Origin of the sequence: Streptomyces sp. NPDC058697 (assembly GCF_042715345.1) — a bacterium.
Taxonomy (GTDB): Bacteria; Actinomycetota; Actinomycetes; order Streptomycetales; family Streptomycetaceae; genus Streptomyces; species Streptomyces liliifuscus.
Map to the genome: position 1 here is coordinate 128,667 of NZ_JBHXSU010000004.1, position 22,425 is coordinate 151,091.

At 69.8% G+C, this 22,425-nt stretch carries 21 protein-coding genes and 1 riboswitch; of the genes, 9 read left to right on the top strand and 12 right to left on the bottom strand.

The genetic code is table 11. The annotated features are described in order from the left end of the window. Window positions 1–107 precede the first annotated feature (107 nt). Window positions 108–797, bottom strand: coding sequence for a TetR/AcrR family transcriptional regulator (locus ACFWXQ_RS11410; RefSeq protein WP_383951151.1), 690 nt, complete (start codon window positions 795–797; stop codon window positions 108–110). Between the two features lie 522 nt (window positions 798–1,319). On the opposite strand from ACFWXQ_RS11410, the gene ACFWXQ_RS11415 reads away from it, so the two are divergent. Further along, complete coding sequence (locus ACFWXQ_RS11415) at window positions 1,320–2,615, top strand: MFS transporter (protein ID WP_383951154.1); 1,296 nt, start codon at window positions 1,320–1,322, stop codon at window positions 2,613–2,615. Between the two features lie 72 nt (window positions 2,616–2,687). On the opposite strand, the gene ACFWXQ_RS11420 is transcribed toward ACFWXQ_RS11415, so the two are convergent. Next, on the bottom strand, window positions 2,688–2,930 hold the full coding sequence (locus ACFWXQ_RS11420) for a hypothetical protein (RefSeq protein ID WP_383951157.1): 243 nt from the start codon (window positions 2,928–2,930) through the stop codon (window positions 2,688–2,690). A 46-nt stretch (window positions 2,931–2,976) separates the two neighbouring features. Beyond that, window positions 2,977–4,383 carry a ferric reductase-like transmembrane domain-containing protein gene (locus ACFWXQ_RS11425; protein ID WP_383951160.1) on the bottom strand — a complete coding sequence of 469 codons (1,407 nt, stop codon included), beginning with the start codon at window positions 4,381–4,383 and terminating at the stop codon, window positions 2,977–2,979. A 277-nt stretch (window positions 4,384–4,660) separates the two neighbouring features. Here ACFWXQ_RS11425 and ACFWXQ_RS11430 point away from each other — a divergent pair, with 277 nt between their 5' ends. Continuing rightward, window positions 4,661–5,356, top strand: a complete 696-nt coding sequence (locus tag ACFWXQ_RS11430; protein WP_383951163.1) for a response regulator transcription factor — start codon at window positions 4,661–4,663, stop codon at window positions 5,354–5,356. Further along, window positions 5,353–6,744, top strand: a complete 1,392-nt coding sequence (locus ACFWXQ_RS11435; RefSeq protein ID WP_383951165.1) for an ATP-binding protein — start codon at window positions 5,353–5,355, stop codon at window positions 6,742–6,744. Before ACFWXQ_RS11430 ends, ACFWXQ_RS11435 begins: the two co-directional genes overlap by 4 nt. A gap of 39 nt (window positions 6,745–6,783) precedes the next feature. On the opposite strand, the gene ACFWXQ_RS11440 is transcribed toward ACFWXQ_RS11435, so the two are convergent. Then, window positions 6,784–8,898 (bottom strand): glycosyltransferase, encoded by a 2,115-nt coding sequence (locus ACFWXQ_RS11440; protein ID WP_383951168.1) that lies wholly within the window; start codon window positions 8,896–8,898, stop codon window positions 6,784–6,786. A 121-nt stretch (window positions 8,899–9,019) separates the two neighbouring features. Beyond that, the gene (locus ACFWXQ_RS11445) at window positions 9,020–10,294 is read right to left on the bottom strand and encodes a flavin monoamine oxidase family protein (protein WP_386268040.1); all 1,275 of its coding nucleotides are present in this window, start codon (window positions 10,292–10,294) and stop codon (window positions 9,020–9,022) included. A gap of 262 nt (window positions 10,295–10,556) precedes the next feature. On the opposite strand from ACFWXQ_RS11445, the gene ACFWXQ_RS11450 reads away from it, so the two are divergent. The 3 genes from ACFWXQ_RS11450 (at window position 10,557) to ACFWXQ_RS11460 (ending at window position 13,668) form a co-directional block, all read left to right on the top strand. Next, window positions 10,557–11,228, top strand: coding sequence for a response regulator (locus ACFWXQ_RS11450; RefSeq protein WP_386268042.1), 672 nt, complete (start codon window positions 10,557–10,559; stop codon window positions 11,226–11,228). Next, a complete protein-coding gene (locus ACFWXQ_RS11455) occupies window positions 11,228–12,331 on the top strand; it encodes a sensor histidine kinase (RefSeq protein ID WP_383956317.1) in 1,104 nt (367 codons plus the stop codon). Before ACFWXQ_RS11450 ends, ACFWXQ_RS11455 begins: the two co-directional genes overlap by 1 nt. A 152-nt stretch (window positions 12,332–12,483) precedes the next feature. After that, window positions 12,484–13,668, top strand: coding sequence for a flavin monoamine oxidase family protein (locus ACFWXQ_RS11460; RefSeq protein WP_383956320.1), 1,185 nt, complete (start codon window positions 12,484–12,486; stop codon window positions 13,666–13,668). A gap of 15 nt (window positions 13,669–13,683) precedes the next feature. Here the strand turns inward: ACFWXQ_RS11460 and ACFWXQ_RS11465 are convergent, their stop codons facing one another. The 3 genes from ACFWXQ_RS11465 to ACFWXQ_RS11475 all read right to left on the bottom strand — a co-directional run bounded on the left by ACFWXQ_RS11465 (window position 13,684) and on the right by ACFWXQ_RS11475 (window position 16,060). Next, window positions 13,684–14,874, bottom strand: a complete 1,191-nt coding sequence (locus ACFWXQ_RS11465; protein ID WP_383956329.1) for an acyl-CoA dehydrogenase family protein — start codon at window positions 14,872–14,874, stop codon at window positions 13,684–13,686. Window positions 14,875–15,035: 161 nt separating this feature from the next. Continuing rightward, window positions 15,036–15,806, bottom strand: a complete 771-nt coding sequence (locus ACFWXQ_RS11470) for a CbtA family protein (protein WP_383956323.1) — start codon at window positions 15,804–15,806, stop codon at window positions 15,036–15,038. 29 nt (window positions 15,807–15,835) lie between these two features. Further along, on the bottom strand, window positions 15,836–16,060 hold the full coding sequence (locus ACFWXQ_RS11475) for a CbtB-domain containing protein (RefSeq protein ID WP_055611616.1): 225 nt from the start codon (window positions 16,058–16,060) through the stop codon (window positions 15,836–15,838). 35 nt (window positions 16,061–16,095) lie between these two features. Next, window positions 16,096–16,238: riboswitch (cobalamin riboswitch) on the bottom strand. A 130-nt stretch (window positions 16,239–16,368) separates the two neighbouring features. Between ACFWXQ_RS11475 and ACFWXQ_RS11480 the strand changes: the two genes are divergently transcribed. After that, on the top strand, window positions 16,369–16,992 hold the full coding sequence (locus ACFWXQ_RS11480) for a histidine phosphatase family protein (RefSeq protein WP_386268045.1): 624 nt from the start codon (window positions 16,369–16,371) through the stop codon (window positions 16,990–16,992). A 99-nt stretch (window positions 16,993–17,091) separates the two neighbouring features. On the opposite strand, the gene ACFWXQ_RS11485 is transcribed toward ACFWXQ_RS11480, so the two are convergent. After that, window positions 17,092–17,484, bottom strand: a complete 393-nt coding sequence (locus ACFWXQ_RS11485; RefSeq protein WP_383944836.1) for a ferredoxin — start codon at window positions 17,482–17,484, stop codon at window positions 17,092–17,094. Window positions 17,485–17,627: 143 nt separating this feature from the next. On the opposite strand from ACFWXQ_RS11485, the gene ACFWXQ_RS11490 reads away from it, so the two are divergent. Both ACFWXQ_RS11490 and ACFWXQ_RS11495 read left to right on the top strand, forming a co-directional pair. After that, the gene (locus ACFWXQ_RS11490) at window positions 17,628–17,777 is read left to right on the top strand and encodes a hypothetical protein (RefSeq protein WP_383944742.1); all 150 of its coding nucleotides are present in this window, start codon (window positions 17,628–17,630) and stop codon (window positions 17,775–17,777) included. A gap of 198 nt (window positions 17,778–17,975) precedes the next feature. Beyond that, window positions 17,976–19,304 carry an AbfB domain-containing protein gene (locus ACFWXQ_RS11495; protein ID WP_383944839.1) on the top strand — a complete coding sequence of 443 codons (1,329 nt, stop codon included), beginning with the start codon at window positions 17,976–17,978 and terminating at the stop codon, window positions 19,302–19,304. Between the two features lie 242 nt (window positions 19,305–19,546). Here the strand turns inward: ACFWXQ_RS11495 and ACFWXQ_RS11500 are convergent, their stop codons facing one another. The 3 genes from ACFWXQ_RS11500 to ACFWXQ_RS11510 are packed head-to-tail and all read right to left on the bottom strand — an operon-like array spanning window position 19,547 to window position 22,360. Next, window positions 19,547–20,728 carry a PQQ-dependent sugar dehydrogenase gene (locus tag ACFWXQ_RS11500; protein ID WP_383944745.1) on the bottom strand — a complete coding sequence of 394 codons (1,182 nt, stop codon included), beginning with the start codon at window positions 20,726–20,728 and terminating at the stop codon, window positions 19,547–19,549. Beyond that, window positions 20,725–21,612 carry an SDR family oxidoreductase gene (locus ACFWXQ_RS11505; RefSeq protein WP_383944748.1) on the bottom strand — a complete coding sequence of 296 codons (888 nt, stop codon included), beginning with the start codon at window positions 21,610–21,612 and terminating at the stop codon, window positions 20,725–20,727. The genes ACFWXQ_RS11500 and ACFWXQ_RS11505 overlap by 4 nt, the downstream gene beginning before the upstream one ends. Window positions 21,613–21,622: 10 nt before the next feature. After that, window positions 21,623–22,360 (bottom strand): SDR family oxidoreductase, encoded by a 738-nt coding sequence (locus ACFWXQ_RS11510; protein WP_383944751.1) that lies wholly within the window; start codon window positions 22,358–22,360, stop codon window positions 21,623–21,625. Between the last annotated feature and the right edge of the window lie 65 nt (window positions 22,361–22,425).

Below are 22,425 nucleotides of genomic sequence, written 5' to 3' on the forward strand. Positions count from 1 at the left end.
CGAGAACCGTGACCCCTGCGATCACGCCGAACACCGTGGACGCAGCCGTGCGAGCACTATGTGGAGAAAGTATCTCCACATAGCGGGGATGGCAATGACCCCTGCCGCTACTCCTGGGCCGGGGCGGGCCTGGCGGTCAGGCCCATCAGCTCTTCCACCGTCTCGTTGCCCAGGCTCTCCTCCGTCAGCGCCCGGTTGTCCGGGCGCCGACGGAGGCCGTCCAGCAGGATCTCGATGTAACGGCGCCAGATCTCCGGCCGCCTGCCCTGCGTGAACTGGGCGGCCGCGCTGAGCATCTGCTGGATGACGGGGATGTCGGAGGGCGTCACCTCGGCACGGAGGTCTCCGCTCTCCTGGGCCCGGTGGATCAAGGCCTCCAGGAAGGGGAGCATGCCGCCCCGCGCCGTCTCGATGGGTCCGGAACTGTGGCTCCCCAGCATGATCACTTCATTGAGGCCGCGGTTCTCGGCGAGGTCGGCCGTCATCTCCATCAGGAAGTCGACGAACCCCTGCCATGGATCGGGATGCGCGAGGGCCTTCCGCGCGGAGAGCTGCCGCAGCTCCAGATCCTGCTCGAACAAGGCCCGTACGAGGGCTTCCTTGGTGGGGAAGCGGCGATACACCGTGCCGACGCCGACTCCGGCCTCGTGGGCCACGTCGTCGAGCGTGACCCCCAGTCCGCGCCGGCCGAAGATCTCACGTGCGGCGCGCAGGATCCTCTCCCGGTTGAGCGCGGCATCGCGCCTCAGGGGACGGCCACCGCCCTTGTCGCCCATGGACCGGGAACCGTCATTCATGGCCCCAGAGTAGCCCCGTTGATCACCGGCCGGCCTTCGGGACGACAGGCGCGGAGGCGGTCCCGCACAGCGCGCCGACCACGTTCCGAGGCCCGCCCGCCGAGGCCCGACGGCCACCTCGGCGAGCCGAAGTGCACACGAATTTCCACCCGTTCCGCCCTCTTGACACGGGTTGCGGGGCTGCCTTTACTTACCAACCATCAAACGACCAATCGTTCGGTCGGTACACCTGGGGCGCCAGCAGCCGTGCGGCCCGAGGGGTCTGTACCGACGCGACGTACGGCCTGGTCGTCGTGCTCATTCCGCCTGCACGCAAGCCCGTCCGGAGGCCGGCCCCACCCTGCCCGCCGACAGGACCCCGTCGTGAGCTGAGGCAAGGAAGACAAGGAAGAACCGCCTCGATCCGTACGCGATCCGTACGTCGACCGAGCGCGACCGTCCCCCAGTTCACTCAGGCATGTCTCCATCTCGCCATGCCTCGAAGAGAGCTGCGCCCGCGTCATCCCCTGTCAGGAGACAGCAGTGACCATCGATCGAAATCTCTCCACGGCACCCGCTCAGAAGCGGGTTCGCCCGATGCGAGTGGCGACGGCCAGTTTCATCGGGACCGCAATCGAGTGGTACGACTACTTCATCTACGGCATGGCCGCGGCCATCGCGTTCGGGCCACTGTTCTTCCCTTCCGTCTCCCCGGCCGCGGGCACGCTGGCGGCGTTCGCCACGTATTCGGTCGGATTCGCGGCCCGCCCCATCGGCGGGATCATCATGGGGCACTTCGGCGACCGGGTCGGCCGCAAGTCCATGCTGGTGATCTCACTGCTCACCATGGGGCTCGCCACGGTAGGAATCGGGCTGCTTCCGACGTACGAGACCGTCGGCGTCTGGGCGCCGGTTCTGCTCGTGACCCTGCGGTTCGTCCAAGGACTCGGGGTCGGTGGCGAGTGGGGCGGGGCGGTGCTCATGGCCGTCGAGCACGCCCCGGACCGGAAGAAGGCCTTCTACGGCAGCTTTCCGCAGATGGGTGTGCCGGGCGGGCTCATCGTCGCCAACCTGGTGTTCCTGGCCCTCACGAACAATCTCAGCAACGAAGCGTTCCTGGCGTGGGGTTGGCGCATTCCGTTCCTGGCGAGTGCCGTCATGGTCGTGGCCGGCCTGGTGATCCGACTCACCATCACGGAAAGCCCCGAATTCCAGGAGGTGAAGAAGGCGGACTCGGAGCAACGGATGCCGATCGTCACCGTATTGCGCGAGAGCTGGAAGGAAGTACTCCTGTCCGCCGGGGCCTTCATCGGCATCAACGCGGTCGGCTATATCTTCATGGCCTACCTGCTCTCCTACACAACCGCCGTACTCGGACTGAGCAGGAATCTCATCCTCACCTTCACGCTCATCGCGTCCATGGTGTGGCTCGCGGTCATCCCCTGGGCCTCCGCCCTCTCGGACCGGCACGGCCGGCGCAAGGTGCTCATGGTCGGCTCCACAGGACTCGTCGTCTCCACGCTCCTGCTGTTCCCCATGATCAACACCGCCGACTCGGCCCTGATCCTGATCGCACTCCTGATAACGGCGGTGTTCATGGGCATCGTCTACGGGCCGATCGCGGCGCTGTTCTCCGAACTCTTCAAAGCCGAGGTGCGCTACAGCGGGGCCTCGCTCGGCTACCAGCTCGGCTCGATCCTGGGCGGCGGCATCGCCCCGACCGTGGCGACAGGTCTCTACACGAGCTGGGAATCGACCGTACCCATCAGCCTCTATCTCACGGGGGTGACACTGATCAGCCTCGCCTGCGTGTGGCTGGTCACCCGCCGGACGGGCTGACGTTCCGCCAGGCGTACAACCTCGGGCGCCCGGGATCACCGCCGCGCATGCGGAATCGGCTGCGCCTGCTTCCTACTTGTTCTCGCCGGGCTTGCCGACGTGTTCGCCGTCCCCCGGTGTGTCGTCGCCGGGCTTGGCCTGGTCGGGGTCGGCGGGAGCGGTGGAGCCGGGCTCGGCCGGAGCGGTGGAGCCGGGCTCGGCGTGGTTGCCGTCGTCTCCCGATTTGCCGGTGGTGCCGGAGAGGTTGAGCTGGAAGGCGAAGAGAAGGACGGCCACGGCGAGGGTGGCGGTGATCCAGACGGTGATGCGTCGCATGTGGGTCTCCTGTTGATGGTGAATCGGCGGGTGACGTGGTGTTCGGCTACCAGGCGAACTCCTCGGTGTGGACGTGATCGCGGTGCGCGCCGGCGCCGCGTGCGGCCCTGCGGACGGCGGTGATCCAGGCGGGCGGGCCGCAGACGTAGATGTCGCAGTGGGCGATGTCGGGTACGAGGTTCTTGAGGACCTGGGCGTCGTCATCGAGGTGGGCGGGGCCTGCGGCCTGCCAGGACGTGTCGGCGCGGCGCGGTCCCGGCAGGAAGATCAGCTCGACTCCGCGGTGGGCGGCGATCGCCCGGAGTTCGTCGGCGAAGACGGCGTGCTGGTCTTCGCTGTAGCGGTAGATGAGCGTCGTCTCGCCGCTGGCGTAGGCGGTGTCCTCGATGAGGGCGCGCATGGGGGTGATGCCGATTCCCGCGGCGATCAGGAGCATGCGGGGCTGAGTGCGCCGGCGGGCGGTGAGGGTGCCGTAGGGGCCTTCGATCAGGGCGCGGGTGCCGGAGGTGAGGCGGGCGGCGCGGGCGCTGCCGTCGCCGGCGGCCTTGATGGTGATGCGCAGCCGGTCGCGGGTGGGGGCGGCGGAGAGGGTGTACGGGTTGCCGCGGGTCCAGCCGGGACCGTCGAGGAAGCGCCAGACGAAGAACTGGCCGGAGGCGGTCCTCATCCTGTCCAGGCGGTGCCCTGTGAGCGTGACGGACACGGTGCCGGGTGCCTCGGTGACGACGGACTCGACACGCAGGCGGTGGTGGAGGGAGCGCCGAACGGGCAGGGCGACGCGGTACACGAGGGTGACGGCGAACGCGAAGCCGTACAGGCACCACCAGTAAAGGCGGGTCCAGGTCTCGTGGAAGTCGGCGCCGTCGACGAACGTGTGGGGGAAGGTCGCGGCGATCCCCGCGTACGAGTACAGGTGCAGCAGGTGCCAGGACTCGTAGCGCAGCCTGCGGCGGGCGGTGCGGATCGAGGTGACCACCACCATGATCAGCAAGGTGGTGCCGGCGGTGGCGAACAGCATCCAGGAGTCGGTGATGAAGACCCGCACCAGCGCATCGAGCATCGCGTCGGGTTCACGTACCGCGCGCTCGACGGTGAACAGTACGACGTGGGCGATCATCAGCCAGAACGAGGCGAAGCCGATCCAGCGGTGCCGGCGAGTCAGCAGGTCGTGGCCCCAGGAGCGTTCGACCCAGGGGATCCGGGCGAGCAGGACGACCTGCAGGATCATGAGGTCGGAGGCCAGCAGTCCGGTGAGCAGGCCGAGGGAGCCCATCGCCCGGTCGGCGGTGGTGAGGCCGAGCGGGCCGCCCTGGTTCATCACCCACAGGGCGACGACCGCGACCACGGACAGGATCGCCAGGGCGCCGAGCGGGTCGGCCGCCGTGAAGCCCCGCCTGCCGCGTTCGGCGGGTGGCCTGCGACGGCCGCGGGGCAGGATGGTGGAGAGGGTCATCAGGGTTCCTTCGGCACGGGTCACGATCCGCCGCGGTGTGCGGGTGGCGTTCACCCTGGCCGGGCTCTTTGTGGCAGCTCTAAGAAGCGGCCCGCTGCCGAGCGGCTTCCCATACACGGGGAAGAGGCGGTGACCTGCAGCGACGGAACGCCGGGCGGGGGTGACGGCCGAGGAGCGAACCGCGTGGTTCTTAGACTTCCTTGTCCTTCGCGGCCGATCCTTGATCTCGGGCAGCCCCGGTCGTGTGGGATACCGGCGAAGGACTGAGGTTCAGCAGATGGCAGGAGCGGGCCGGACCCCTGAGGTGCTGGTCGTGGACGACGACCCGGGCGTACGCCAGGCCCTGGATCTGGGTCTGGGCCTTGAGGGCTTCACCGTGCGCCTCGCCGAGGACGGCGAGACGGCGCTGGAGCAGGTCGCCGTCCGGCCGCCGTCGGTGATCGTGCTGGACGTGACCATGCCGGGCCTGTCCGGTGTCGACGTGGTGCGCCGGTTGCGGGCCGTGGGCCGGACGCTGCCGGTGTGCATGCTCTCCGCCCGCGACGAGGTCGACGACCGGGTCGCCGGACTCGCGGCCGGCGCGGACGACTACGTGGTCAAGCCGTTCTCCATCGCCGAACTCGCCGCCCGACTGCATGCCATGGTCCGTCTGCACGAGTCAACCGCCGAGCGTCCGCTGGTCGTCGGCGACGTCACGATCGAACCCGCCCGACGCACCGCCTCCCGCGCCGGGCGGGACCTGCGGCTGACCGCCCGCGAGTTCGATCTGCTGCTCGCGCTCGCGCACCGCCCCGGGCAGGTCCTCTCCCGCACCCAGCTCCTCGAACAGGTGTGGGGCTACACCTGGGACGTGGACACCAATGTCGTGGACGTCTTCATCGGCTATCTGCGCAAGAAACTCGAAGCCGACGGCAGCCCCCGCGTCCTGCGGACGGTACGCGGGATCGGCTTCGCCCTGCGGATCGGCTCATGAAGCTCGTGCCGCGCGCTCTGCGCTCCCAGATCACGGCGGCGGTCGCGCTCCTTGTGACGCTGGTGGTCGCGCTCGCCGGGCTGGTCATCGTCGCCCGGATCGACCACCGCGACCGCACCGACGTCGACCGGCAGCTCACGGCTCGCGCGCAGAAAGTTCAGGAGGACGCCGACAAGCTCCTCGAACAGGGCGACCACGCGGGAGGCGACGAGGGCCAGGACGACTACGGGGGCCTGCTGACCGGCAGTCAGAGTCTGGTCCGCGTGATCTCCGACGGACGGGTCGTCGCGCAGCGGGGCGAGACCCCGCCGTTCCCCCTGCCCGTGCCCGAGCGGGACGGCTACTCCACACTCGAAGGCGACGGACGGACCTGGCGCTCCCTGACCCAGCCCCTGGGCACCTCTGGCGATCGGGTCGAGCTGCTGCAGGACATCGAACCGATCGAACGCCGGCTCTCCGACAACATCGCCATCGTCGCCGCGGTCACCCTCCTCGCCGCCGCGGTCACCGCCATCGGCACCTGGCTCATCACCCGGCTCCTTCTCCACCCGCTGCAGCGGCTGCGCACGGGGGCTCTGGCCATCAGCACCGATGTCACCGGGCCCGCGCTTCCCGCTGTCGACCGGCCCCAGGAGGTCGCCGATCTCTCGCACGCCCTCAACGCCATGCTCGACCAACTGCGCACCAGCATGGAAGCCACCCGCCGCTTCACCGCGGACGCGGGACACGAACTGCGCACTCCGCTCACCACTCTCGGAATGACCCTGGAGACCCTCCAGCGCAACCCGGACCTCCCCGAAGCCCAGCGCGCCCGGGCCCTGGAAGCCATGCGTACCGAGCATCGCCGCATCACCACTCTGCTCACCGGCCTCCAGGCCCTGGCCCGCGGCGACGCCCACGCCCTTCCCGGCCGCGCCCCGGTCGACCTGACCGCACTGCTGACCGAGGCCGTCCAGCATGCCGCCCGACGGCACCCCACGGTCACCTACCGCCTCGAACCCGCCGCCCCGGTGACGGTCGAGGGATGGCAGGCCGGGCTCCGCCTCGCCGTCGACAACCTCCTGGACAACGCCGCTCTGCACGGCCGCGCCGATGGAAACGTCAGCATCGGGCTGTCCCCTGACGGCACCACGGTCCGGATCACGGTCGGCGACGACGGCCCCGGCATCCCGCCCGGCCAACGCCAGGCCATGAAGGAGCGCTTCACCCGCGGGTCACGCACCCATGCCCCCGGCTCCGGTCTCGGCCTCGCCCTCGTCGAACAGCAGGCCCAACTCCACCACGGGACGCTCCACCTCGGACCAAGCCCCGACGGCGGGCTCCGCGCGATCGTCAGCCTGCCGTTCGACGAGGGCGAGGCCGGACCCGGCCCCGAGCGTCATCGGTGAGGACTCTGCGGCGCGGTGAGGCCGAGGACAGGCCGGTGTTCACAAGGATTCGCCCGTCCGCGGAAGGCCGGGCACCGTTGCGGTGGTCCTGATCACCAGGTCGTGATCGTGTGTCAGCTGGAAACACACCGTCAGCGCGCTGCCACCGGAACCCGTGTACCGGCCGACCGGGAAGACGCGGACGTCCCGGCGGTCCACGAGATCACCGGACACCATCCCGAGCCGCAGCTCCGGACCTCCGTACGCGGTCAGTCTCAGCTCCCAGAGCGCCTCTCGGCCTCGATGGTGCTCGGCCATCGCGCGGACCGGGACGGTGACGTCGAAGTCGCCGCGGGGGTCGACGTAACAGGGAGCGTCCAGGACCGCGGCCCTGTCTCCCAGGTTCCGGGCCTGGAAGCGGTAGTGGTGGGCACGCGCCGTCCTGCCCCGGAGCGAGCCCGTCAACCGGACCGCCTCATCGCCCACTTCGACCGCGGTGACCTCCGCGTGCGCCGGCCTGAGCCAGGCCCGCAGTACGAGCCCTCCGTCCTCGGTCGCGTACGGGATCCACCTCCGCCCTTCTCCACGCTCCGGGCTGAGGCCGGTGTCCGGATCCAGGAGGCGTGCCGTCTCTACGAGCCCGGCCCGGACACGCCGTGACCTGATGCCGCCGGCCTGTGCGAGGCGTACGTCCCAGTCCCCCTCGGCGAGTTCCCAGTGGCGTCGTTCGAGCAGGGCCCGCAGAGGCCCGTCGCCTTTCTGCTCGTGGGCCTCCAGCGGCAGACGTACGACATCGCCGCTTCCTCCGCACCGGGGGTCCAGGACCAGCTCCCAGGGGCCGGGCGTCAGCCGCTCCGCGGCCACCTGGAAGAGCAGTGAACCCCCTTTCAGAACACGGCAGTTGACTGTCGCAGGCAAGCCGGGGCGGCGGGCGGCGAGGCGCTCGACGAGCAGTCGCGTACGGCGCCATAGCCGGGGACCGCCTCCCGCGTCCCCCAACGAGCGGGCCCCGCCGCCCGGTTGGGACCCGCAGTCGGCGAACAGGGCCTCGTACTGGGCCGATATGCGCTCAGGACGAAAACGTTCGGCGTTCCTCAGCGCGGCTTCGGCCATCCGTCGGCGCTCGGTCTCGTTCTCGATCAGGCGGCACATCGCGGCGGCGAGCGCGTCGGTGACGGCACCCTGGCCGGGCACGACGAGGCCGTCCACGCCCGGCTCGATGATCTCGCGGGGCGCGTGGTCGCAGTCGGTGCTCAACACCGGTACCCCGCAGGCCATGGCCTCGACAAGCGCCGCGCCGGAGGGTTCGGTGGCGTGGGGGACCACGGCGAGGGCGGCCTTGGCCCACTCGGGTTCCATCGGAGTACGCGCACCCATCAGCAACACGTTGTTGTGCAGGCCGAGTTCGGCGATGCGGTGTTGCAGCCGCGCCCGTTCCCTGCCGCGTCCGTAGATCCGCAGACTCCAGTCCGGGTGCTTCGCCGTGACCTCGGCGAAGGCGTCGAGCAGGCGGTCATGGCGCTTCGTCGGGGTCAGCCGTCCGGCCGCGAGGACGATTCTCGAGTCACCGGTGGAGGGCTCGGCATCGGATGCGGAGCAGCAGACCGGAATGCTCGCCAGCCTCGTCCTCGTATCGGGGAGAGCTGCCCGGTAGGCGCCCAAGTCGGCCTGCGTAAGGGTGACATATGCGTCGAGTCGCGAGATGGCCGCGTCCAGCTCGCTCCGCAGTGCGGCTGTATGGAGATCGCGGGTCCGGTGTTCCTGGCCGATGCGGAGGTAGTCACTCCGGCCGTACTCGGCCAGGAAGCAGACGAGGTACGGTCGCGTCGCGATCACCACGTCGGCGTCGGTGCTCCGCAGATGGGCCGCCAGCCGTGCCTCTCCGAGCCGGCTCGGCGGGGTCGGCCCGGTGTGGGTCTCGTCCCGCGGGCACACGGTTCCGGGCACCCGCAGATCCGCCCTGTCCGTCGCGTCGTACCGGGAGTTGGGCCGCAGGTCCACCAGGGCGCGTACCCGCACACCGTCGGCCGCCGCGAGCGGCATGCGGTCGGCGGTGCGGTAGTAGGACACGATCTCCACCTCATGACGTGCCGCGAGCGCGCCGGCCAGGTTCGTCACGGCGCGGACGGTGGCGGTGATCCCGTAGGCGTTGTGGAGCAGAAACGTGATCTTCATGGTCCTCATCAGGGTGTCGGCCTGTGCCTCCACCTCACAGCGGTGCCTGCCTCAGGTCACTCCCCTGACCAGCGGGACCACCCCGCCGTCAGGGTGATCCCCGCGGCCCTCGGCCATCGAGTCACCCGGTTGGGATCCGCCCCAGCCGGCTCAGCAAGTGGGCGGCGGCCTGCTTGCCGCTGTCGTGGGAGAAGTCGACCTGGTCGGTGACGACGCCGGCCCAGAAAAGGGTGTCGCCGACCGGCCGGTAGATCCTCCGGACGCCGGTGACCTTCCACGAGTGGGTGAAGGCGGCACGGGCGAAGGGGTCCTTGGCCCATTCGTGCTCCATGACCTTGACGGGTGTGAGGCCGGGGTCGCCCGCGACGCACCGGATCACTTCGAGGTACTCCCGATGGCGCTGTTCCGCGGGCATGGCCAGCAGACGCTCGGCCTCCGCCTCCTCGGCTCCCGCGAGAATGATCCGCCCCGAGTGGTCGGGGTTTCCCATGGCGGCGTTCATCAGCCACAACTGCCGGCCCGCTTCGACGACATGGTCGGCATCCTCCGGGAACACCGGCCGGTCGAACTCCATCAGGACCTTGGAGATCGCGACATGCGGCACGGCCTTGAAGGCGTCCGTCTTCTCCTGCGGCAGCGGCGGGGAGAACTCGACGGCGTCGGCGTCGAGTACGGCGACGGGCAGGGCCACCACCGCGGCACGGGCCCGGAAGGTGACCGGCCTGCCTTCCTGCTCGGCATGGACGACGACGTGTCCGGGCGAGTGCTCCACCCGTCGCACCACGGTGTCGAGCTGGATGGACAGGTTTTCGGCGAGCGGGGCGAGGATCTGCCTGTAGCCGCCCAGGACCTGGAAGTTGTAGGGGAACTTGAGGGTCTTCTTCTTCCATGGGCCGCCCACGTGCGTACGGGACAACGTGTGGCTGTGCGTGTGGGTCCCCAGTCCTTGCCGCCGGACCAGCTCCCAGGTGGAGGCGTTCCTGCCGTGGATGAACTGCGCCCCGAGTTCGATGGGGATGGACATGGCGTCCGGATGGGTCCACAGACGGCCGCCGATGCGATCGCGGGCCTCGACGACGATGACGTTCTTTCCGGCATCCGCCAGGACCCTGGCGGCGCTCAGCCCGGCGACTCCCGCGCCGATGACGACGACATCGAGATCGCCTCCCCGTTCTCCCGCCGTGTCCGGCCCCGCCGGTCCGGCGGCGGCCGCGTCCGGCCGGAGGGCGCTGCGTGCTGCATCCGGGCGGAGGGACTCGCTGCTTGCCGCGTCCGGCCGGGGCGGCTCGGTGCGTCCCGGGCCGGCCGACCACGCGGCACGGGACGTGGCCGCCACTTCCCCGGCAACACCGGCGAGAAGGCCGAGAGGGCCCACCCGAGGGATCTTGTGTTCCATTTTCGCCTCCGCCTTTCCGTCGTCAACGGCGTGCGTACGTATTGCCGTTCGCCACCCACGCTCGCCGGGCCGCCGCACGGTCCGCCATCCGCCACCCGGCCTTCGGACACCCGCCGCCCGGCCGGACACATCCCCCGACCGGCTGGAACGGGCCCGCCGGTCGACTGGCCTCGACCGCCGCGGAACCCGCGGAGCGCCGGCCACCGCCTAGGGTCGGCAGGTCAGCGGTCGCAAACCGCCGTACGAGTGCGAAGGAACGACTGTGATCCGGGTAGTGGTGGTGGACGACGAGGCCCTGGTGCGGTCCGGCTTCGAAATGATCCTGAACGCGGCGGACGACATCCAGGTCGTCGCCACCGCGGTCGGCGCGGAGGCCGTCGCCGCTGTACGCCGTGAGAATCCCGATGTCGTCCTGCTCGACATCCGCATGCCGGACGTGGACGGACTGACCGTGCTCGCCGAGTTGCAGTCGCTGCCGGCCGCGCCGGTGGTGGCGATGCTGACTACCTTCGACACCGACGAGTACGTCATGACCGCACTGCACTCCGGGGCGGCCGGGTTCCTGCTCAAGGACACCGAACCCGACCAACTGGCGCAGCTGGTAAGGACGTTGGCGGCAGGAGGCGTCGTCCTGTCGCCGAGGGCGTCCCGTGCGGTCCTGCGGGGCCGGCCCACCGGTCCGGCGCCGGTCGACACCGAGGAGGCCACCCGCGTGGGCCGGCTCACCGACCGGGAACGGGCTGTCCTCACCCTCGTCGCCGAGGGCCTGTCCAACGCCGACATCGGCGCCCGGATCCATCTGAGCGCCGGCACCGTCAAGGACCATGTGAGCGCCATCCTCACCAAGCTCCGCGTGGCCAGCAGGGTGCAGGCGGCCCTCATCGCCCAGCGCACGGGCCTGCTGGACCCGAAGCACAAGGCGGGCGAGGAGTAATGCCGCGCTGGTCCGTGCCCGCCCGGGTACGGGATGTCGGGCTCGCCGCTCTGGCGGCCTTCGACGTCTGGTTCAACTATGAGTCCTTCACGCCCGTCACCGCGGCCCTGACAGCCGTCACCTGTGCGGCGATCCTGCTCAGGCGCCGTTTCCCGCTGACGGCGTTCGTGCTGACCCTGCCCGCCACGCTGGTCGTGGAGGTGGTGGTGGCCCCGATCAGCACCCTGTACACGCTCGCCGAGCGTTCCCGGGACCGCCGCCTCCTGACCGGCTGCGCCATCGTCGCCGCCGCCGTCCTGGCCGTCCCCTGGCCACTGGACTGGTACGCCCCGACGGGCGAGACCTGGACCCTGGTCTACTTCGGATATCTCCTCGCCGCCACGCTGGCACCCGTGCTCGTGGGACAACTAGTCCAGGCCCGGCGCGACTTGAAGCAGCAGCTCGCGGAGATCGAGGAGGCCCGCGAGCACGAGCGGGCGTTGCACGCCCAGGCCGTACTGGCCCGCGAACGCGCCCAGCTCGCCCGTGAGATGCACGACGTCGTGTCCCACCAGGTGAGCCTGATCGCCGTGCAGGCGGGCGCCCTCCAGGTGGCGTCCAAGGACACGCCCAGCCGCGAGGCCGCCCGCTCGATCCGTACCTTGAGCGTCGCCACGCTCGACGAGCTCCGCCATATGGTCGACGTCCTGCGTGCCTCCGGCAGCGGAGCGACCGAGCTCACTCCACAGCCCACCCTCGCCCAACTTGAGCAGCTGATCGCGAACAGCGGTATCGACGTGGAACTCAGCGGCGGGCCCGCGACGGACATGCCCGCGCCCGGCCAGCGGGCGGTCTACCGCACCGTGCAGGAGGCGCTCACCAACGCGCGCAAACACGCACCCGGAGCGCGCGTACGTATCGAGATCCTTCAGATCGGCCAGGACACCGAGGTCACCGTCACCAACACCGCCCCCACCCGCCCCGCCCTCGCCCTGCCCGGCTCCCGGCAGGGTCTCATCGGCCTGCGCGAACGCGCCGAGCTGCTCGGCGGCACCTTCGAGAGCGGACCGACGGACGACGGCGGCTACCGGATCCGCCTGCGCCTGCCCACCCACCCCGGCTGAACACCCCGCGCCCGGCTGCCGGCTGCCGCTCCCCCGACCGGCGGGGGTCGAACCCCCGGCCGGAGGGTGGTGACCGCACTGGCCGACCGACCAGCGTGGGAGGTGCGCGCAACGAGTGCGCACTCCGTTCTTGACGGGAAGGCAGAGGCGAAGTGGAACACAAACGCCCCCTGGTAGGTCGTCGTGGCCTCATCATCGGTACCGCCGCGGGAGTCGCGGCGGGCTCCCTCGCCGTGTGGTCGGCCGGCGCGGCTCAGACCGAGGCACCCACGCCGGACTCGGGAGGCACGCGGGGAGCCGACCTCGATGTCGTCGTCATTGGTGCCGGAGCCGCAGGACTCAGCGCGGCGCGAGTACTTGCGGACGCCGGGAAGAGGGTGACGGTCGTCGAGGCCCGCGACCGCATCGGCGGCCGCCTGTGGACCCAGCCGGACGCCATGTCCGTCCCGATCGAACTCGGGGCGCAGTTCATCCACGAGCCGAACGCCTCGACCTGGAAGTTGGTCCGCAGCCAAGGCCTGAAGACACACACCCACGCCCACACGTTGTCCCGTACGCGCGTGGGCGCCCCTTGGAAGAAGGACACCATCGAGCGTCCGTACAACTTCCAGGTCATCGGCGGTTACAAACAGATCCTGGCGCCCCTCGCCCACAAGCTGTCCATCCGGTTCAACACCGTGGTACGGCGGGTGGAGCACACGCCCGGCAGGGTCGTGGTCCATGCCGAGCGGCAAGGGCGCCGCGTCACCTACCGGGCCCGGGCCGCGGTGGTGGCCGTGCCTGTCGCCGTACTGGCCGCCGATGCCGTGGAGTTCTCCCCGGCGCTGCCGAAGGAGAAGACGGACGCCTTCAAGGCCGTGCCGCACTTCGCGATCTCGAAGGTCCTGATGGAGTTCGACAGGCCGGTGTTCCCGGAGGATGCCGATCACGTCGTCGAGGCGGATGTGCCGTGGTGGCTGATGAACGCCGCCATGGGACAGCCCCGCCACTCGGGTCGGATCGTCTTCGCCGGGGCCGAGGAGGACGAAGCCGAACGGCTGCTGGCGCTGCCCGCCCGGAAGCGTCACCGGGAGTTCCTCGAAGTGGTCCGGGGCATCGCGGGCGACCGGAGCCTCACGCCCGTCAAGGTCATGGAGCACGAGTGGGCGAAGGACCCCTTCGCCCGCGCCGCCTTCACGGACTCGGAGCGGATCACGGGCGCCCGGGAGATCTACGAGCCGGTCGGCGACACCCTCTTCTGGGCCGGAGTCATCACCGATCAGGTCGACTTCTCCCACGACAGCGGCAACGAGGCCGCCGCCCAGGTGCTCAACCAGCTGGGCCGGCCCAGGGCCTAGCTCTGTCGCACCCGGCTACCGCCGTACCCTCGGCATGCCCAGACCGATCCACGAGATGATTTCCCGCTGGATCTCGTTGTTGCCGCCGCCGAAGGTGAAGATCACGGCTGAGCGGTAGCCGCGCTCAAGTTCGCCATGGAGAACGGCTCCCGCGGAGCCCTCCTTGAGGACACCGGCCACGGCGACGACCTCCATGAGCCAGGCGTAGGCGTCCCGGCGGGCCTCGGAGCCGTACACCTTGACGGCGGAGGCGTCCTGCGGGGTGAGCGTGCCCTCCTGGACGGCGTTCACCATCTGCCAGTTGAGGAGTTTCATCGCGTCGAGCTTCGTGTGGGTCTGGGCGAGGCGGCGGCGCACCCAGGGGAGGTCGACGACGCGGCGCCCGTCGGCGAGCTTGGTCTCCATGGCCCAGCGCTGTACGTCGTGCAGGGCGCGGATGGCCATCGTGCCGTGCGCGGCGAGGGTGACCCGCTCGTGGTTGAGCTGGTTGGTGATCAGCCGCCAGCCCTTGTTCTCCTGGCCGACACGGCGGGACGCGGGGACGCGGATGTTCTCGTAGTAGCTCGCGGTGGTGTCGTGCGAGGCGAGGGTGTTGATGATCGTGCAGGAGTAGCCGGGGTCGGAGGTCGGCACGAGGAGCATGGTGATGCCCTTGTGCGGCGGGGCGTCGGGGTCGGTGCGCACGGCGAGCCAGACCCAGTCGGCGGTGTCGCCGTTGGTCGTCCAGATCTTCTGGCCGTCAACCGTGTAGTGGCCGGTGTCCTCGTCGCCCTCCCTGACCGCCTTGGTCTTCAGCGCGGCCAGGTCCGTGCCGGCGTCGGGTTCGCTGTAGCCGATCGCGAAGTCGAGTTCGCCGGAGAGGATCTTCGGCAGGAAGTACCCCTTCTGCTCGTCGGTACCGAACTGCATGATCGTCGGCCCGACCGTGTTGAGCGCCATCAGCGGCAGCGGTACGCCGGCCTGGGCGGCCTCGTCGAAGAAGATGAACTGTTCCATCGGGCTCAGACCGCGCCCGCCGTACTCCTTCGGCCAGCCCACGCCGAGCCAGCCGTCGGAGCCGAGCCTGCGGATGGTCTCGCGGTAGAAGCGCTTCTGCGCCGCCGGGTCGCCGTATCGGGCGTACACGTCCTCGGGGACCAACTCCGCGAAGTAGGCGCGCAGTTCGGTGCGCAACCGCTGCTGCTCCGGCGTGTATTCGAGATGCACGGCGCCTCCTGGCTCCCACTGGCCCGCTCGTTCGGCCACCCGGACCTGACGGCGCACACCGTAGAACGTGTTCCAGAAATTGGGAATGCCGGTGACGTACACACTCATGCGATAAGGCCCCGGGAATGTGCTCCCGGGACCCCTTCGGCTGCGTGAACGGATCAGTGCGCGACGGGAGTTGCCCGCCCTTCGGGTGCCTTCTCTCCCTCGGCCCCGGCCGTCCCGGGAGCCAGCACGCGCTCCGCGAGCAGCCCGAAGACCAGGCCGTACGCGGTCCACAGGGTCACCTGGATGGCCAGGGTCGCCAGGCGGTACTGCCACAGCAGGGTGGCGGGGAAGCCCTCCGGCGCCTCGTTGAACGACGGCAGGAACGCGTACGCCAGGCCGACGGCCAGGACGAAGGACGCGCCCGCCGCGAGGGTGGCGTTCCAGTTGCCCAGGCGCGGTGCGAGGCGCTTGCCGAGGATCACCGCGGCGACGGCCAGCAGCACGCTGAGCACGATCATCAGGAGGAACAGCGCGGTGCGCTGGTTGAGGGTGTCGGGGTCGCCGACGGCGGGCGGGTTCGCCGGGTACTTGAGGAACGGCACCAGGTAGACCGCGACCAGACCGGCGCCCGCCAGCAGCAGCGCGCTCGCGCGCGGCCCGAAGCGGCCGATCCTGCCGAGGGCGAAGCAGTACGCGAGTGCGGCGATGCCGCCGAACGCGACCCCGTAGACGAGGACGCCGGTGGACAGACCACCGGTGGACTGCATCGCACGGGTGACGAGTTCCTCGCCGCCGTGTTCGTGGGCGTGGGCCTCCTCGAACGCGATGGCCTCGTCCACGCGGGGTTCGCCCAGGAAGTAGGCGACGACCAGGGCGAGCACACCCGCGGCAAGACCCGCGAGCATGCCCCGCACCAGGAGATTTCTGACGGTGACGGAGTTCATTGGGTTGTCCTGTCGGTTCTTTGTCGCCGTCAGTGGCAGGGGAAGCCGAGCAGGTGGCGGGCGTCGTGCACCCACTCGTGCACGCCCTCGCCCGAGACCAGGGAGGTGGCGCCCTGTTCGGCACCGACGAAGTAGAGCAGCACCAGCATCAGGATGCCGAGGAAGACCGCCCAGGGAGCGATCGCGCCGATCGGCAGCTTTGCGGGTACGTCGGGGGTGGTTACGGTCGGCTGAGCGACGGCGGACTGCGCCATGGCAGGACCTCCTGGGGGAACTCGCGTCCCATCTCGGTGGTGCACAGGACGACGGCCACGGGTCTGACTTGCTCGACCTCCGCCTCCCCCGGTGGAAGGCGGTTGTGCGGGGCTTACAGTGGCGCGACCGTGCCGGATTCTCACCGGCTTCCGTCGTACCGTCGTCAATATCGACGAGAAGGTACCGCGAAGCGGAGGCGCGGCCAAGGGCGCATGGAATGCCGGGGGCGCGCCGGGGCCCTGGTCACGCCCCCAATTCCCGGTACGGACAGGGGTGTTGAGCACGTGTGGAACGTGAGGGCGGGACGATGACCAGCCGAGTGATGTTGATCTCACCAGCGATGAGCGCGGCGTTGCGGGAGGCGCGTTTCGACGACGGATGTCCCGTCGACCCGGCCGGGCTGCGGCTCGCCGAGGCGGCCGCGGGCTCGCTGCCGTCCGCCGACCGGGTCCTGGTCTCGCCCACCGTTCGCTGCCGGGAGACGGCGGCGGCCCTCGGGCTCGACGCCCTCGCCGTCACCGAGCCCGACCTGGCCGGGCTGGACGTGGGCCGCTGGCGCGGGGCGACCCTCGCCGAGGTGAGCACCGACGAACCCGAGGCCGTGGGCCGCTGGCTGGCGGACCCGTCGTCCGCCCCGCACGGCGGCGAGTCGGTGAGCGGGCTGTGCGAGCGCGTCGCGAAGTGGCTGGAGACGGTGGCGGATCCGGGTTCCGGGGCTTCAGCATCCGACTCGGCTGGGGGTTCACGACCAGGCTCCGTCCGGATCATCGCCGTCGTCGAGCCGGAGATCGTACGGGCCGGGGTGGTGCGGGCACTCGGGGCCCCGGAGCCGGCGTTCTGGCGCGTCGACGTGCCGCCGTTGGCCGCGACGGAGTTCAGCGGGCGGGCCGGGCGCTGGAACGTACGGGTCGGGAGAGCGCTCGGAGAGTGAGGCGACGGCGAGCGCCCGACTGAACGCTCCTCGGGACGCGGCACCTTGGGGGCGTGGCGTTCCTCGGGACGCGGCACCCAAAACTCACCGCACGGGACCTCACCTCAGCAGGGCGAGGAATTCCGTGCAGGCGCGTGCGCAGTCGCGGCAGGCCTCGGCGGCCTTCTCGGCGCCGGGGTTCCGGTCGAAGACATGGGCGGTCTCCAGGCAGACGGCACGACACCACTCCACCTGGGCGCGCATCCCGGCCTCGGCCTGTGTGACCTGCTCGGCCAGGGCACGGCAGGTCGCGTCGCAGACCTCCGCGCACAGGATGCCCTTGCGCCGCAACTCCTGTTGGTCGTCGGGGCCGTCGAGTTCGGCGAGGCTCGCGCGCAGGGCACAGACCCGTGCGCACTCGGTACATGCCTGCGCACAGGCGAACCGGTCCTCGAGGAAACGAACGAGTTCCTGCTGCTCTGTTAGTGACACACGGTTCGGGTAGCCGGGCATCGCCACGCCAAACCCGCCTTCGCACGGCCCAGGCGCGCCCCAACGGGGCCAGAAGCGGCTGAGCGTGTCGAAGTTATTGACGTGGTCACGGCCGCCCTCTACGTTCTGACCGGTTTACCGAACCGCGTTCGATATATCGATCCATGCTCAGTCCGGGCACGCCCGCCCTCAGCCGTACCACGTTCCGCGACTCGGACGTCATCACGGAACCGCGTGCGTCCGACCACCCCCTGCCGCCCGCCAGGGACCGGCTCGTCCCGAGGGACGGCACGCCCGTCGGCACCCGCTTCTGAACCACCCCGTGGACCCCGGGACGGACGACCCCGGGCCCACGGGACTGGCACATCCAGCACCAGCAGCACAGTCCGAACTCCGAACGAGGAGAGCCGCACATGATCACGCCAGACAACTCCCACAGACCTGCCACCGCCCCGGACGCGACCGGCGCCGCCCGCCCCTTCGCACCCTCCCGCCGGAGCCTGCTGCGGGCGATGGCCGCCCTGCCGGTCTCGGCGCTCGTCGTGGGCGGACTGCCCGGCCTGCTCGGCTCGGCCTCCGCGGCCGCGCCGCCCCGCGGATCGGCCACCCGCTACACCATCGTGCCGTTCCTCAACAGCAACGACGGCACGGTGAACGTCTACCAGTCGGACGACGCGACGGACTTCCGGCTCCTCAGGGCGTCCGCGTACACGCCGCCCGCGGGCCGCATCCGCGACGCCAGCATCTTCAAGCACACGGACGGCTACTACTACATCACCTACACCACGCACACCTGGCAGGACACCAGCACCACCATCGGCTTCGCCCGCAGCTCCGACCGCAGCAACTGGACCTTCCTGTACGACTACACCGTGCCGATCGCGAACCTGTCGCGCGCCTGGGCGCCGGAGTGGTTCGTCGACAGCGACGGCAGCGTGAACATCCTCGTGTCCTGCTCGGTCACCAGCAACGAGTGGATCTTCACTCCGTATCTGCTCAAGGCCACCAACTCCGCGCTCACCGCCTGGACTTCACCGGTGGCGCTGTCCGGCATCGGCGCCAACCACATCGACACGTTCTTCGTGAAGACCGGCTCGACGTACCACGCCTTCACGAAGAACGAGACGTCCAAGTACATCGAGTACGGCACGAGCACCGCGCTCGCCGGGCCGTACACGATCAGCAGGACGGGCAACTGGGCGGGCTGGGGCGGCACTCGGGAGGGCGCCGCGCTGATACAGCTCGACAACGGCGCGTGGCGGATCTTCTTCGACGGGTACGGCGACGGCAGTTACTACTACAGCGACAGCTACGACACCTTCGCCACCTGGAGCGCGCCGAAGGTACTGCCGGGCATCTCGGGGACGGCACGCCACTTCACGGTGATCAAGGAGACGGTGTCCGGTGGTGTGACCCTGCCGACGGGCGTCACCCGCTACCTCCAGTCGGGCAACTTCACCACCCGCTACTGGCAGGAGCAGTCCGCCCTGCTCAACCTGCCCGTGCTGACCAGTTCCAGCACGACCGCGGAGAAGCAGGCGTCCACGTTCACGATCGTGGCGGGCCTCGCCGACGCGAACGGCTACTCGTTCCGCAACGCGGCCGGCAACTACCTGCGGCACTGGGACTTCCGGGGCCGCTTCGACGCGAACGACGGCTCGTCGACGTTCGCCAGGGACGCCACCTTCATCGCCCGCGCCGGCACCTCCGTACGCCTGGAGTCGTACAACTACCCCGGCTATTACCTGCGCCACTACAACTACCAACTCCGCGTCGACCCCTCGGACGGCACGGACCTGTTCCGCCAGGACAGCTCGTTCGTGGCGGTGACGCCTTTCTGACCTGCGCGGCAACGTCGTCCGACCTAAGCCGTTGCACATCGGTTGCACAGTTGCAGCGGCCGATGGTGCAGCGGTGGCCGCTCGCCCGATGAGTTCCGAGACCGCCACTTCCTCCAGTCCTTCTGTCCAGCGACGGCTGGGCCTGCGGCATCGGACGGGCGGCTGGCCGCGGCTGTGGTGGTGTCCAGCCGGCCTTCACGACGAGACCACAGCCCGCCATGTGGGTGTTGCCTGGGCTGTGGTCAGGGCTCTTCCACTTCGATGCGGAGGATGCGGTCGTCGCCGGAGCGTGGATCGGTACCGCCCCAGGTGGCACCGTCGGTGTTGGAGGTGATGATCCACAGGGATCCGTCAGGTGCGACTTCGACGGTGCGGATGCGGCCGTATTCGCCTTGGTAGTGGGCGATGGGCTCGGCGGTGGCGGCCTGGCCGTCGACGGGGAGTTGCCACAGCCGCTGGCCGCCGAGGGCGCCGATCCACAGGGATCCTTCGGCGTAGGCGACGCCGGAGGGGCTGGCGTCGTCGGGGTGGATGACGGCGATGGGTTCTTCGCCGGCCGATCCCTGGGTGCCCTCGGACTCCGGCCATCCGTAGTCGGCGCCCGCGCGGAGCACGTTGACCTCGTCCCAGGTGCGGTGGCCGAGTTCGGAGGCGTAAGCAGTGTCGTCCGGCCCGAAGGTGATGCCCTGAACGTTGCGGTGCCCGCTGGAGTAGACCGGTGAGTCTTCAGGGTTGTCCCGCGGTACGGAGCCGTCGGTGGCGATGCGCAGGATCTTGCCGTTGAGGGAGTTGTCGTCCGCGGCGTTTTCGGGTTCGAAGGCGTCGCCGGTGCCGATCCACAGGTGGCCGTCGGGACCGATGACAATCCGGCCACCGTGGTGGCGGTCGGCGGTCTGGATTCCGTCGAGCAGAACCCGTTCGAGGGCGAGGGCGTCGTAGTCCGCGGCGATCGTGAGCGCGACGATACGGTTCTCGCTTGCGCCGGAGACCGAGGCGTAGACCGTGCGATCGTCGGCGAAGTCGGGCGAGGCGACGATGCCGAGGAGTCCTCCCTCTGATGTGGCGTTCACATCAGGGACGACCCCCACCGTGCGGGCGTCACCGCCGTCGGCAGGTACGCGCAGGATCTCACCGGTGATCCGTTCGGAGACCAGCGCCGAGCCGTCGGGCAAGAAGGTCAGCCCCCACGGCGCGTCAAGTCCGGTGGTCAGTTCTGTGGGTTCGCCCAGCGTCGCGGCGTCACCGCCGCCGGACTTCGCAGACGTCGTCGGCAGCGACGCCCTCGGCCGCTCCGACTCCTCGGACCTGCCGGAACAGCCACTCAGTACAAGTCCCAGGCACAGCGCCCCGGTCGACAGTCCGACAACCGTCGCCCGCGCAGAACCACGCAGACTCCCGCTCCACCCACGTGACACACCATTCATGACTTCACCTTCAGTGTTTCGGCGAACCCGAGCCGCCGTACGAAGGCCTCGCGTGTCAGGTCGCTGAACGCCATGACGTGGTCGACGCCGGCCTCAGCCGCGTCCACCACCGAACGGAAGGGCTTGCTCCCGACCGGCAGGGCGAGGATGCGCTCGATCTCGTCCGCGACGCTCTGCGGGTCGGCTGTCGTGCCCGGCGCGAAAAGCTGCTCGTGCGCCTCGTGCGTACGCTCGACCAGTGGGTCCAACTCGGCGTATTGCACCGCCACTCTCAGGTCGCCGGCGTGGGTGGCCCCAGGAAAGTGATCGGTCCCCTGGGTGATCGCGCCGGGCATCACGATCGACGTCTCGATGCCGAACTGCGACACCTCGTAGGAGGTGACCACAGCCAGTGCGTCGAGGGCGGCCTTGGAGGCCACGTAGGGGCCGAGGAACGGTGGAGTGGTCACCTGGATGGTGCTGCCGACGTACAGCAGCGTGCCGGAACGGCGGGAGCGCATGTGCGGCAGTGCCGCGCGGTTCACCCGGTGAGCGCCGATGGTGTTGACGTCCAGCAGGTGGCTCACGTCGTTGTCGGTGAACGCCTCGACATACCCGATGTACAGGTGTCCCGCGTTGTGCACGACGGCATCGAGACCGTCGGTCTCGTCGAGAACGTGCCCGACGGCGGCGTCTGCGGACGCCTGGGATGTCACGTCGAGCTCGACGACCCGCAGCTTCCAGCCCCGGGAGCGTGCGAGAGCCTTGAGATCGGACACAGCGCCGGCGTCGCGGTTGCCGGGGTCCCGCATCGTCGCGTACACGGTGTGGCCGGCGGCGGCCAGCGTTTCCGCAGTTCGGCGTCCGATACCGGTGGATGATCCCGTGATCAGTACGGTTGACATGCCTGTCCCCTCAGGCCATGGCGCCGTTGGTATGGAGAACCTGGCCGTTGACCCAGCGGGCCGGGCCGGCGAGGAAGGACACTGTTTCGGCGATGTCCTCGGGCGTGCCCAGGCGCTGCATGGGGTTGGCGTTCGCGATCTGGTCGACGGCTTCCTGGCTCTTGCCCTTGAAGAACAGAGGGCTGGCGGTGGGTCCGGGAGCGACGGCGTTGACGGTGATGTCTCGGCCCCGCAGTTCGCGGGCGAGGATGAGCGTGAGTGCCTCGACTGCACCCTTGGAGGCCGCGTAGGCGCCGTAGGTGGGGATGTTCAACCGGGTTACCGACGTGGAGAAATTGATGATCGATCCGCCTTTGCGGACACGCCGTGCGGCGAGCTGGTCGACGACGAAGGTGCCGCGCACGTTGGTGCGCTGGATGCGGTCGAAGGTGTCCAGGTCCATCTGCGCGATGGGGGCGAGCGGCATGATGCCCGCCGTGTGGACGACGACGTCGACGCCGCCGAGTTCCCTGTCCGCGATGTCGAAGACCGCGGTCATGGCTGCTTCGTCCGCCACGTCGCCGCCCACGGCGACGGCCGGGACTCCGGCACGGGTCAGCGCGCTCGCGGTCTCCTCGGCTCGGTCCTCGGCGCCCGCGAAGTGGATCAGGACCGAGAAGCCGTCGGCGGCCAGGCGCTCCACGCACGCCCTGCCGATGCCACCGGATCCGCCGGTGACGACCGCCACGCGGCCAGTGTTGTTCACCATGGCCCAACCTCCGTACGATGGATATGGACGAGCTGTCCACTAGCCACGATACATAGAAATGTACA